At 73.4% G+C, this 11,514-nt stretch carries 11 protein-coding genes and 1 pseudogene; 4 read left to right on the plus strand and 8 right to left on the minus strand.

The features are described from left to right. Window positions 1-55: 55 nt before the first annotated feature. Window positions 56-961 (plus strand): annotated as a pseudogene (locus ACT2CW_RS32365) (EamA family transporter); the annotation flags it as partial. A 112-nt stretch (window positions 962-1,073) separates the two neighbouring features. Here ACT2CW_RS32365 and ACT2CW_RS32370 read toward each other — a convergent pair. The 7 genes from ACT2CW_RS32370 to ACT2CW_RS32400 form a co-directional block, all read right to left on the minus strand. Continuing rightward, window positions 1,074-1,871, minus strand: a complete 798-nt coding sequence (locus ACT2CW_RS32370) for a sugar phosphate isomerase/epimerase family protein (protein ID WP_037953080.1) — start codon at window positions 1,869-1,871, stop codon at window positions 1,074-1,076. Window positions 1,872-2,263: 392 nt separating this feature from the next. Continuing rightward, on the minus strand, window positions 2,264-3,406 hold the full coding sequence (locus ACT2CW_RS32375; RefSeq protein WP_414081504.1) for a methyltransferase: 1,143 nt from the start codon (window positions 3,404-3,406) through the stop codon (window positions 2,264-2,266). Window positions 3,407-3,647: 241 nt separating this feature from the next. After that, window positions 3,648-4,712: a CU044_5270 family protein gene (locus ACT2CW_RS32380; RefSeq protein WP_445519176.1), complete on the minus strand. Its 1,065-nt coding sequence runs from the start codon at window positions 4,710-4,712 to the stop codon at window positions 3,648-3,650. Next, window positions 4,709-5,395: an RNA polymerase sigma factor gene (locus tag ACT2CW_RS32385; protein ID WP_445519177.1), complete on the minus strand. Its 687-nt coding sequence runs from the start codon at window positions 5,393-5,395 to the stop codon at window positions 4,709-4,711. The genes ACT2CW_RS32380 and ACT2CW_RS32385 overlap by 4 nt, the downstream gene beginning before the upstream one ends. 71 nt (window positions 5,396-5,466) lie before the next feature. Then, a complete protein-coding gene (locus ACT2CW_RS32390) occupies window positions 5,467-6,417 on the minus strand; it encodes a bifunctional helix-turn-helix transcriptional regulator/GNAT family N-acetyltransferase (protein ID WP_445519178.1) in 951 nt (316 codons plus the stop codon). A gap of 61 nt (window positions 6,418-6,478) precedes the next feature. Further along, window positions 6,479-7,018, minus strand: a complete 540-nt coding sequence (locus ACT2CW_RS32395) for a cupin domain-containing protein (RefSeq protein ID WP_445519179.1) — start codon at window positions 7,016-7,018, stop codon at window positions 6,479-6,481. Window positions 7,019-7,112: 94 nt separating this feature from the next. Further along, a complete protein-coding gene (locus ACT2CW_RS32400) occupies window positions 7,113-8,120 on the minus strand; it encodes a LysR family transcriptional regulator (protein ID WP_445519180.1) in 1,008 nt (335 codons plus the stop codon). Between the two features lie 115 nt (window positions 8,121-8,235). Here ACT2CW_RS32400 and ACT2CW_RS32405 point away from each other — a divergent pair, with 115 nt between their 5' ends. From ACT2CW_RS32405 to ACT2CW_RS32415, 3 genes are read left to right on the plus strand one after another with little or no spacing between them, the layout of a single operon-like run. Next, on the plus strand, window positions 8,236-8,430 hold the full coding sequence (locus ACT2CW_RS32405) for a ferredoxin (RefSeq protein WP_182471168.1): 195 nt from the start codon (window positions 8,236-8,238) through the stop codon (window positions 8,428-8,430). Continuing rightward, window positions 8,412-9,668, plus strand: coding sequence for an NAD(P)/FAD-dependent oxidoreductase (locus tag ACT2CW_RS32410; protein WP_445519181.1), 1,257 nt, complete (start codon window positions 8,412-8,414; stop codon window positions 9,666-9,668). The genes ACT2CW_RS32405 and ACT2CW_RS32410 overlap by 19 nt, the downstream gene beginning before the upstream one ends. Window positions 9,669-9,714: 46 nt before the next feature. Next, window positions 9,715-10,257, plus strand: a complete 543-nt coding sequence (locus ACT2CW_RS32415) for a VOC family protein (protein ID WP_414081472.1) — start codon at window positions 9,715-9,717, stop codon at window positions 10,255-10,257. 60 nt (window positions 10,258-10,317) lie between these two features. Here the strand turns inward: ACT2CW_RS32415 and ACT2CW_RS32420 are convergent, their stop codons facing one another. Further along, window positions 10,318-11,367 carry a LacI family DNA-binding transcriptional regulator gene (locus ACT2CW_RS32420; RefSeq protein WP_432047204.1) on the minus strand — a complete coding sequence of 350 codons (1,050 nt, stop codon included), beginning with the start codon at window positions 11,365-11,367 and terminating at the stop codon, window positions 10,318-10,320. Window positions 11,368-11,514 lie beyond the last annotated feature (147 nt).

The raw sequence follows: 11,514 nt of genomic DNA on the forward strand, positions 1-11,514 counted from the left end.
CTGGTGCTACAAGGTCCGGGCGGCCGATCCTCGACGCATGCGATCGACGCAACCCATGCGACCTGTGCACATAGCCCTCGCCGTGCTGGTCACGGCCTTGTGGGGGGTCAACTTCGTGGTCATCGAGGTGGGCCTCGACCACTTCCCGCCCTTGCTCTTCTGCGCCCTGCGGTTCCTGGTGGCCGCGCTGCCCGCCGTCTTCCTGGTCGGCCCGCCGAGGGTCGCCTGGCGATGGGTCCTGGGGGTGGGGCTGGCCCTGGGCGTGGCGAAGTTCGGGCTGCTGTTCATCGGGATGCACGAGGGGATGCCCGCCGGGCTGTCCTCGCTGGTGCTCCAGATCCAGGCGGTGTTCACGGCGCTGTTCGCGGCCGTCTTCCTCGCCGAACGCCCCGGTCGGCGGCGGCTGCTGGGCATGGCCGTCGCCCTCGCCGGGATCGCGGTGGCCGCCGTGGACGAGGGCACCTCGGGGCCGCTCCTCGGCTTCGTCCTCGTCATCGCGGCGGCGGCCTTCTGGGGCGTCTCCAACGTCCTCACCCGCAAGGCGGCGCCGCCCGACGCCCTGAACTTCATGGTGTGGGTGAGCCTGGTGCCGGTGCTGCCGCTGCTCCTGCTCTCGCTGCTGTTCGAGGGCGCGCGGCCGGATGTCGAGGCGCTGAGCCGGCTCGACTGGGCCGGGGTGGGCGCGATCGTCTATGTCGCCTGGGTCACCACGGTGTTCGGCTTCGGGGTCTGGGGCTTTCTGCTGCGTACGTACGACGCCTCGGCGGTCGCCCCGTTCTCGCTGCTGGTACCGGTCTTCGGGATGTCCTCGGCGGCGCTGGTGCTGGGGGAGGGGATCAGCGCGGCGCGCTGGCTGGCGGCGGCGCTGCTGGTGGGTGGCGTGGCGCTGACGTCGCTTCCGGCGGGGAGGCTGAGCCGGATGCGCTTGGGGGCGCGCCGCCACCCCGAGTCGCCCGAGCCGTCCGAGTCGCCCGAGCGGACCGAGTCGCACGAGTCGCACGAGCTGACCGGGTCGCCCGAGCCGCCGGAGCCGAACGGTCACGACGGGCCGAGGGAGACCCCGGGCCCCGGGCTCAGGCCGCGTCGGCGAGCAGCCGCAGCAGATGTTCCCGGCCCGGCGCCAGCAGCTCCGGGAACGCTCGTGCCTGCGGATACCACCGCTTCTCGTACTCCCAGCACAGCCAGCCGTCCCAGCCCTCGCGGCTGAGCAGCTCCACGCACTCGGTCAGCGGCAGCACCCCCTCGCCCAGCGGCAGCGGGGTGGTGTCCTCGGCCGAGGCGATGTCCTTGACCTGGACGTACCCCAGATGCGCGAAGAGCGCCGGATAGCTGGTGGCCGGGTCCTCGCCGCCCAGCCAGGTGTGCATCACATCCCAGATCGCCCCCACGCTGCCATGGCCCACGAGCCCGAGGACCCGGGCCGCGTCCGCGCCGGTCCGGTGCGAGTCGTGGGTCTCGAGCAGCAGCCGTACGCCGAGGTCGGCGGCGCGGGGCGCGGCCGCGGCGAGCCGCCGGGCGGCCGTGGCGTCGGCCTCCTCGGCGCTCTGCTCCCCGCCGCCGGGGAAGACCCGGACATTGCGGGCGCCCAGGTCGTGGGCGAGCTCCAGCAGCTCCCCGAGCCCGGTCAGCACCGGCTCGTCCGGCCCGGCCTGGGCGGCGCGCACATATCCGGCGACGGTGAGGATCTCGACCCCGGCGTCCCGGAACTCCGCCGCCACCCGGGCCCGTTCGTCCGCCCCGATCCCCGGGTGCACCGGCTCCTCGGGGTGGGCGCGCAACTCGACGCCGTGATACCCGGCCCCGGCGGCGAGCCGGGCCACGTCGGGCACGGGCATACCGGGGACGCCGAGGGTGGAGAAGGCGAGCTTCATACGGGCTCCCTTGGTGGGGGTCGTGCGGGATGTGGGGATCTTCTTGCCCTTCATCGGGGACGCTAAGCAGGGGTGGGGGCCGAATCAATCCTGCCGTGCCGATCACGCCTGCGGCGTGTCTTGTCGGACGGGGCCGGCCGTCGTGCGCCTACGAGGCGTCCGGCGGTACGCGCACGCCTGCGGCGGGCTGCTTTCCCCTCCCCGCCCCTTCCCGAAACTGGGGCTCCGCCCCAGACCCCGCTCCTCAATCGCCGGAGGGGCTGGAAGACCAATCGCCGGAGGGGCTGGAAGACCAAACGCCGGAGGGGCTGGAAGACCAAACGCCGGAGGGGCTGGAAGGCGAGCCGCCGGTGCGCCCGTCCGGGGGACGTCCTCTGGTGGCTGAGGGGCGCTCACTCCGCCGTCAGGCGCCACAGTGACGTCACCTCCGCCGCGCGGGCCGAGTGGAGGGGGTCGGTGGGGTCGAAGGCGCGGGGGTGGACGGGGCGGACGTCCAGGCGGTCCAGGACCGTCAGGCCCGCCGAGTCGAAGGCGGTCAGGAGTTCGGCGCGCGGCCGCAACCCGAGGTGTTCGGCGAGGTCGGAGAGGATCAGCCAGCCCTCGCCGCCGGGGGTCAGATGCCCGGCCAGCCCGTTCAGAAAGCCGTGCAGCATACGGCCGGACGGGTCGTAGACGGCGTATTCGAGGGGTGAGGAGGGCCGGGCCGGGACCCAGGGCGGGTTGCAGACCACCAGCGGGGCGCGGCCCGGCGGGAAGAGGTCGGCCTCGACCACCTCGACCCGCTCGGCCAGGCCCAGCCGGGCCACGTTCTCCCGGGCGCACACCAGCGCCCGCGCGTCCTGGTCGGTGGCCACCACCCGCTCGATGCCGCGCCGGGCGAGGACGGCGGCCAGGACGCCGGTTCCGGTGCCGATGTCGAAGGCCAGCTCGTGCGAGGGCAGCGGGGCCTCGGCCACCAGATCGACATACTCGCCGCGCACCGGCGAGAAGACCCCGTAGTGCGGATGGACGCGGTCCCCGCCCAGCGCCCGCACCTTGACGCCCTTCTCCCGCCATTCATGCGCGCCGATCAGCCCGAGCAACTCGCGGAGCGAGACCACCGAGGGGCCTTGCGCCGGGCCGTACGCCTCGGTGCACGCCTGCCGTACGTCCGGCGCCCGGCGCAGCGGAACGCCGAAGTCCGCGTCCAGCGGCACCAGCACCATCCCCAGCAGCCGGGCCCGCCGGGACTGGGCCTGGCGGTGCCGGTGGAACGCCTCGGCCGGGGACGCCGCCGGTGGCCGCCGCTCCTTGGCCCGGCGCGGGCCCCGGTCGATCCGGCGCGCCAGCGCCGTCAGCAGTTGGCGGGCGCCCTGGTAGTCGCCGCGCCACAGCAGCGCGGTGCCCTCGCAGACGAGGCGGTGGGCGGTGTCGGCGGGCATCCGGTCGTCCGCGGTCGCGACCCGGCGGGGCGGCGGCGTGCCGCTCTCGGAGCGCCACTGGGCGGTGCGGGTCCGGCCGTCCTCGGTCCACTCGATGACCTGCTGGGTACTCAGGGGTACGCCCTTTGCTCTTGTGCCGTTCCGACGCGCGCCGCGAGCACGCTGCACGGATGCGTCGTCCGTACGGCGCCCGTGCGATGCCCGGGCGCGGTACGGGCCGGTGTGTGTGCGCCGATCCTTCCGGTACCGGGCCTTCCGCGCGAGCGGTTTTCCGGTCGGGGTGACGCCGCGTCACCTGCTCGGCGGAGCAGGGCGCCCGCCGGAGCGGGCGCCCTGTGACCGCTGGACGGCCGGCTCAGGACGCGCCGGCCGCCGTCTCCTTCCCCTTGTCATCGGTGACGGCGACGTCGAGGAGCGCGCTCCGGTCCGTCCCGAGGTAGGCCAGGCTCTTCGCGTCGAAGACCCAATAGCCGTGCGTGGTCTTCGAGGGGTTCCTACGGTTGGTGTATGTCAGGCCGATCCCGGTCCGGCCCGCGCCGTCCTTGACGTTCTTCACGACGCGCACGTCCGGCAGCTTGGCCACGGCGCGGTAGAGCGCGGCGCTGAGATCGGGCAGCAGGGTGGCCTGATCGAGGATGGCTCCGACGTTCTCGAAGACGGTCTCCGTCAGCCGGGACGTCACCACCCCGTTGCCGCTCTCGAGCTTCCTCAGCAACGCGTCGGGGTCGGTGGGGAGGGCCTGGAGCTGCCGGAAGGTCAGATATCCGGTGCCCGGCGCCATGGTGATGTCCTGCTTCCGGGAGGGGTCGAATCCGTCGTCCGGGGTGAGCGCGGTGAGGCGCCGGAGCCCGTCCCGCTCACCGGTCACGGGCCGCCACTCGTCGCTCTGGACGTTCCCCTTATAGGTCTTGGTGCCGATGATGTTCCCCTTGGCGTCCCGTACGGGCTTCGTGGGGCCGCCCCATACGGCCGAGGACCCCCGGGACTTGGTGTGGATGAACTGGTCGTCGCGGACCGTGACCGCCGGGCGGTCGGCCGCCACCACGGCGATCCGGCCCAGCAGCTGCGCGGCTTGCCGGTGCTCGGCCGTGGTGCCGCCGACGCCGGTGGCGGTGGTGCCGCTCTTGCCGTCGTCCCGTACGGCGTCGACCGCCACCGCTCCCACGCCCACGACGGCGGCCAGCGCCAGCGGCGCCGCGATGAGGACGAGGCGGCGGCGTGCGGGGGGTGCGGGGGAGGTGCTCGTCGTACCGGACCGCTCGTGGACGGTCTCGTCGCTGTTGCCGATGTGCTCCATCAGATGTTCCCTCAGGACGCGGTGGCGGTCCCGCCGGAGCACCGGACGGCCCGGTGCGGGCAGCAACGTGGCCAGCTCCTGGTGGTCGACCGGCTGATCGGGTCGTCGCGGGTCGGTGTTCATCGCTTCTTCTCCTGCGTGGACCGAGCCGCCTGCCGGCGGCTGACCGGTAACTGTCCGACCGTGGCCGCGCGTTGCATCGCGGCTTGGCTGCCGTCCGCGTCCTGGTTGCCGTCCGCGCGCTGGTCGCCGTCCGCGCCGCCGATGAGCTCGAGCTCGGTGAGCTTGCGCAGGCGCTTTCGCGCGCGCGAGAGCCGGGCCCGTACGGTGCCGACGGCCACACCCAGGGCCTCGGCCACCGTGGCGGCGTCCAGGCCCTCCCACACACAGAGCGTGAACACCTCCCGCTCCCCGCGCCGCATCCCGCGCAGCGCCCGCTGCGCGGCGGCCAGCTCCTCGGTGTCGGCCAGGCGCTGGGTCACCTCGTCGGCGAAGTCAGGCACCGGGTCCGGGGGCGGGAGTTTGGCGAGCGCCGCCTGGTGTCTTCGGGCCGCCCGCGCGGTGTTGCGCGTGACGTTCGTCGCGATCCCCAGCAGCCACGGGCGCAGGCCGCCGTCGCCCGGAAGCAGCCGCTCGCGCAGCCGCCACGCCTCCAGGAAGGTCAGCGACACGATGTCGTCGGCCATGACCCAGTCGCCGGTCAGCCGGACGGCGTGCCGGTAGATCACCGAGGCGTGCTCGTCGAAGAGCTGCCCGAAGGCATCCGGATCTCCGGACCGCACACGTGCGCGCAGTGAAGTCTCCACACTCCTCCCTGTCCGCCGCGCGCACCGCGCTGCCGGTGATCCGCGTCACACCGGGCCGCGCCCACAGGCTCTCAGCCCCGCGCGGGCTCCCGCAGCGCCAGCCGCCAGTCCTGGCCGACCAGCGGCGACCCGTAGCCCCCGTGCCGCTTCTCGGCGACCAGCTCGAATCCGGCCCGCTCATAGATCCGGCGGGCGGAGGTCAGGACATCGTTGGTCCACAGCACCAGCTCGCGGTAGCCCGCCTCGCGCGCGAAGTCGATACACGTGCCCACCAGCCGCTCGCCGAGCCGCCGCCCGCGCGCCTCCGGCTCCACGAGCAGCAGCCGCAGCCGGGCCGTATCGGGCCGCTCGTCCCGTACGCACATCACCGATCCGACGGGGCGGCCGTCGAGCTCCGCGATCCACGCCCGCTCACGGGCCGGGTCATGGCTCGCCCCGAACTCCCCGACGATCCGGGCCACCAGGGCCTCGAACTCGGCGTTCCACCCGAACTCCCGGGCGTACACGGCGCCGTGGCGCTGCACGATCCAGCCCAGGTCCCCCGGCTCCAATCCGCGCAGCCGCACCTCGGGTTCGGCCGGGCCGGTGAACACGCCACGGGCGGTGGCCAGCGCCTCCCGCAGCCGCCCCAGCTCGTTCCGGGGGACCTTGGCCAGCAGCCCGGTCACCGCCTCCCGCGAGCGCCGGTCCAGGTCCTCCGCCGCCGCCCGGCCCTCCGCGGTGAGCAGCACCTCCTGGAAGCGGGCATCGCGGTGGTGGCGCTCGCGCGTCACCAGCCCGCGCTCCTCGAACCGGCTCAGCGTCCGGCTCAGATGCGCGGCGGTGACCCCCAGGTGCTCCCGGAGCGCCGAGACATGGGTGCGCTCGCGCTGGGCCAGCTCGTAGAGGATGCGGGCCTCGCCGAGCGTGTACGGGGTGTTGAGCTGCCCGGGGTAGTCGAGGACGCCGATCAGGCGGGTGTACATCCGGTTGAAGCCGCGGACCTCGTCCACGGCCAGGTCGAGATCGTCGCGCGGCTCCATCCGGCGTCCCTCCGTGCCTCTGTGGTCGATGCGATTTGCTTGACCACATAGTTGCGCCGGATCAAGTATTTGGGAAGGGGGAGGGCCCACCCCCACCGCGCAGCGGGGTGAGCTGCTCTATGTCGTAGCGGCGGCGCAGCTCGGCGATGTCCTCGGGGTCCGGCCGGTCACCGGCGCGCAGCAGCGCGGCCAGCTCCTCGAAGTAGTTCTCGTGCCCGGACGGAGCGGACTGGAACAGCATCGTCGCCGGTCTCCCCGTGGGGTTGGCGAACGCGTGGGGGCAGCCCGCCGGAACGAACATCAACGAGCCCGGACCACCGCGCATATAGCGCCGGCCCGAAGCGGTCTCCCAGGTGTGCCAGTCGCCCTCGGTACGGGCGACGGGCTCGAAGGCGAGGAGGTCCAGCTCGCCGTCGACGACGTAGAACAGCTCCTCACCGGTGGTGTGGACGTGGGCGCCCACGTCGTACCCCGGGGGCACGACGACCTCGAACGTCGAGGTCAGCGCGCCGGCACCGCCGGGGACCTTCAAGGTGGCTTGCAGGGCTCCGCCGGCGATCTTCCGGCCGGCGCCCGGCTCCAGCATCGCTGCCGTCGACATCGTCACACTCCTCCATCGCGTTTCTCGGGGAGTGTGCGGTCCGCCGGGCCCCACGTCCAACAGGCTTCGGATGTGCCCTGACAGATCGTCGCTGTCACCGCCGCGGCCGGGTGTCGTCGGCCGGGGCGGCCGTACGGGGAAGCCCGCTCGGCACGGACAGGGAGCCGCGCCGGTCGGCGGTCGGCAGCCACCAGTCGTCCCGCGGCGGCACCAGCCAGCCGTGTTCGGTGGCGATGTCGTAGATGGTGGTGATGGCGTGGCGAAGCGGGATGGACTTGCTCCCGGCCCGCCAGAACACCGAGAACGGGTAGAGGGGCACGGGGTCGACCACGGGTCTGACCACCACGCCGTCCGGCATGGGCGCCTCCAGCGGCCCGAACGAGGGAGCCCGGTAGGCCAGTACGGCCGCGTTGGCCGCGCCCCGGCCGTGGCCGTGCAGGCTCCGTCCGACGCGCAGGCCGAACGCGGTGGCGAGCTCCTGGTTCCAGTCCAGCCATTCGGCCGCCTCCTGCGCGGTGTGCAGAAGGAGCGGGTACGCGGCGAGCTCCGCCATCGGCACCCGCGCCCGGTGGGCCAGTTCATGCCCGGCGGGGAGAACGACCCCCATGGGCTCCAGGCGCACCAGCTGGTACCGCAGTGACCTGGGCAGCGGCTCCCCCGTGCCGTTGATCCGGCCGAACGCGAGATCCACCACCCCTTCGACCAGGGCCGAGACCGTTCCCGCGAACCCCTGTCCCTGGATGACCTCCAAGGTCACATCGGTCAGCCGCGGCCGGAGCTCTCGCGCGATGACACCCGAGGTGAGCCCCTCGGTGATCACATCGACGCGCAGCGGAGGCGCGCTGCGCCTCAACTCACCCAGCAGGTCGGACGCGTCCGCGAGCAGTTCCCGGCCGCGGCGGACGAACAGCTCGCCCTCGCGGGTCAGCTCGACATGACGCCGGTCCCGGAGGAACAGCGTGACGCCGAGCCGGCTCTCCAACCGGCTGATCTGCGACGAGAGGGTCTGCTGCGCGATCAGCAGCCGCGCGGCCGCGCGGGCGAAGTGCAGCTCGTCGGCCAGGACGACCGCGTACCGCACAAGTCGTAAGTCCAAGTCCACGAGTCGGTAACAGTAGATGACTGTCACCGGCCGCTCAAGAGTGTTGGACCGCCCGGTCCCGGCGGGCCTCGAATGGAGACATGACGAGGCACGACACCGCACAAGGAGCGTCACGATGAAGCTGCACCTGGACCGCGAAGCCTGTCAGGTCACCGGAATGTGCACCGGGCTCGCGCCCGAAGTCCTCGAACTCGACGAGCGGGGCGAACTGGTCGTACTCGACCCGACACCGCCGCCCGAGCTGCTGGACGATGTGCGCCAAGCGGTGCGCGGCTGCCCGGTGCAGGCCCTGTGGATCACGGAGGACTGAGCGTGGTGGCCCGGGACCGGCTCCGGCATGTGACCGTCGTCGGTGGCTCCGCGGCCGGTCTGGCCGCCGCGCACGGCCTGCGGCGGCGCGGCTTCGACGGGCCGATCACGGTGTTCGGCGACGAGCCGCGCGCCGCCTACCAGCGGCCCGCGCTGTCCAAACGCTTCCTGACCTCGCCGGACATCGGACCCGACGACATCCTGCTCCGGGCCGACGCCGAGGACGTGACCCTGGAGCCGGGCGTCCGCGCGACCGGTCTCGACCTCGGCACCCGCCGGCTGCGCCTGCGCGACACCCACGGCGGCGTCGAGCGCCACCACACCGTCGACGGCCTGGTCATCGCCACCGGCGCCACGGCCCGGAGGCTGCCGGTGGATACCCCCGAGGGGGTGCATGTCCTGCGCACTCTCGCCGATGCCGCCGCCTTCCGCGCGGATCTGGCGGGCAGCCCCCGGGTGGCCGTCGTCGGGGCCGGTTTCGTGGGCAGCGAGGTCGCCTCGTCCTGCCGCGCGCTCGGCCTCGATGTCACGCTCGTCGAAGCGGGTACGGCTCCCCTGGCACGGGCCCTCGGCGATGTCGTGGGCGCGGAACTGGCCGCGCTGCACCGGGAGCACGGTACCCGGCTGCGACTGGGCGCCGGTGTCGCCGGATTCACCGGCGACGGGCGCGTCACCGGGGTACGCCTGACCGACGGCCATGTGGTGCCCGCCGATGTCGTCCTGGTCGGCGTCGGCGCCCGGCCCGCCACAGGCTGGCTGGAGGGAAGCGGACTGCCGCTGGAGGACGGTGTGGTGTGCGGGCCGGATCTGGCCGTCGCCGACCGGATCGTGGCCGCCGGGGACGTGGCCCGCTGGCCGCACCACCGCGGTGGCGCCCTCATCCGCGTCGAGCACTGGGACAACGCGCTGCGCCAGGCCGACGCCGCAGCGGCGACGCTGCTCGCACCCGCCGGGGCCGCGTCGCCGTTCACCGCGGCCACGATGTTCTGGTCCGACCAGTACGACTGCAAACTCCAGCTGGTCGGCCATCCGCTGCCCGGCGACGAGGCGACCGTCGTCGAGGGCGAGCTGGGGGAACGCCGCTGCGTCATCGCCTACCGACGGGCCGGGGAGCTCACGGCCGCGCTGCTGTGCAACAGCCCGCACCGGCTGCGCGCCTATCGGCAGGCCGTCGCGACCGGCCACGCCGCGTCCGGGGCCGCCGACGCCCCACCGCCCGTACCGCAAGCCGCGCCCTGAGGCGCGGCACAACACATCACGCAATGCTCACGAGGAGAGACGGACCATGCCCGGCATCACCCACCGTTCCACCAAGCCGCCGCTGCTGATGACCCGCTTCCTGTCCCACGGCACCCTGGAGTGCCGGGACATCGCCGCCACCCGGCGCTTCTACGAGGAGGTGCTCGGCCTCGAAGTGGCGCAGCAGGCGCCCATGGCGCTGTTCGTACGGCTGGGCGGCAACCATTGCTACGCGGTCGTCGAGACCCCCGGCTCCGGCCAGGACATGCCGCTGATGAACCACAACGGGCTCGACCTGGCGAGCGAGGAGGAGGTCCGGGAGGCGTACGAGACGCTCCAGCGGGTCAAGGACGAGTACGGGATCAAGAAGCTGACCAAGCCCGTCCGCCAGCACGGCACCTACTCCTTCTACCTCCAGGACCTGGACGGCAACTGGTGGGAGATCTGCCACCTGCCCAAGGGCGGCTACGCGTTCCGCTTCGAGCACCCCGAGGTGGACCTCACGGGCCGGGAGGACCTGTCCCCGCAGGAGATCCGCTCCCGGTACCAGCGGCCGCTGGACCATGTGCCGCCCGAGGCCGCGCGGTAGGGGCCAGCGGCCGGGCGGCGGTCCGGAAGGGGCAGTGGTCGGGCGGCGGTCCGGCAGGGCTCAGCCGCGCGGCGGCGCCGTGGAGGCGCGGGCCATCAGCTCGGCCCGGACCATCGCCACCCCGCCCGGCGGCTGCGGCTCGCGGCCCAGGGCCAGCCGTCCGGCTCGCGCGCCCGCCTCGTGCAGCGGCAGCCGCATCGTGGTGAGGGCCGGGACCGCGTCCGCGCTGAACGGGAGGTCGTCGAAGCCCGCCACCGAGACGTCCTCGGGGATCCGCAGCCCCTGGTCGCGCAGGGCCGCGCAGACGCCGAGCGCGATGGTGTCGTTGGCGGCGACTATGGCGGTCAGGTTCCGGTCGCGGCGCAGCAGTTCGAGGGTCGCGTCATAGCCGGAGGCGCGGTCGTACAGGCCGTGGACGGTCAGCCGCTCCGCGTCCTGGTCCACCCCGGCGGCGGCCAGCGCCGCCCGGTGGCCCTCCAGCCGGTGGCGGGTCGTGGTGCGCTCGGCGGGGCCCGCCACATAGCCGATCCGGCGGTGGCCGAGGGTCAGCAGATGCTCGGTGAGCCGACGGGCGCCGCCGCGGTTGTCGAAGGCGAGAGTGGTGGCGTCCTCGATCGGCGGGCGGCCGCACAGCACCACCCGGGTGCCGGACGCGGCCAGCCGGGACGCCTTGGTGGCCACGGCGGCGGCGTGGTCGGGGTGCTCGACCGCGCCGCCGGTGAGCACGACGGCGGCCGCGCGCTGCCGCTGGAGCAGGGTGAGGTAGTTGAGCTCGCGCTCGGGCGAGCCACCGGTGTTGCAGATGACCGCGAGCTTCTCGCCGCCCCGGCCCGACTCCCCGGCCGGGGTGACCATTTCGGCTTGGACGGCGCCCGCGATGATCCCGAAGAAGGGGTCCGCGATGTCGTTGACGAGCACCCCGACCAGATCGGACGTGGCGGCGGCGAGAGCGCTTGCCGGGCCGTTGACCACGTACTCCAGCTCGTCGACCGCACGCAGCACCCGGGTCCGGGTCGACTCCGCGACCGGGTAGTTGCCGCTCAGGACGCGCGACACGGTGGCCGCCGAGACCCGAGCCCGTGCCGCCACATCGGCCAGGGTCACTGCCATATTTCCTCCGTTGGGTGGTCACCTTCTGGGACACCGTGCGCGCTGGTTGGGCGCCTCCATGCTCTCACTCCATGAGCGGCGCGATTCTGCACTCCAAGGTCTTGTCCTGTCATCCGGACCATGCCTAGGGTCCTCTCCAGCAAGCGC

Source organism: Streptomyces sp. NEAU-174, from assembly GCF_052665095.1.

Bases quoted from the DNA above. Each gene is read 5' to 3' on its own strand.
- ACT2CW_RS32415 (WP_414081472.1), top strand. From the start codon at position 9,715: ATGCCCGGCATCACCCACCGTTCCACCAAGCCGCCGCTGCTGATGACC.
- ACT2CW_RS32405 (WP_182471168.1), top strand. From the start codon at position 8,236: ATGAAGCTGCACCTGGACCGCGAAGCCTGTCAGGTCACCGGAATGTGC.
- ACT2CW_RS32420 (WP_432047204.1), bottom strand. From the start codon at position 11,367: ATGGCAGTGACCCTGGCCGATGTGGCGGCACGGGCTCGGGTCTCGGCG.
- ACT2CW_RS32380 (WP_445519176.1), bottom strand. From the start codon at position 4,712: ATGAACACCGACCCGCGACGACCCGATCAGCCGGTCGACCACCAGGAG.
- ACT2CW_RS32390 (WP_445519178.1), bottom strand. From the start codon at position 6,417: ATGGAGCCGCGCGACGATCTCGACCTGGCCGTGGACGAGGTCCGCGGC.
- ACT2CW_RS32370 (WP_037953080.1), bottom strand. From the start codon at position 1,871: ATGAAGCTCGCCTTCTCCACCCTCGGCGTCCCCGGTATGCCCGTGCCC.
- ACT2CW_RS32395 (WP_445519179.1), bottom strand. From the start codon at position 7,018: ATGTCGACGGCAGCGATGCTGGAGCCGGGCGCCGGCCGGAAGATCGCC.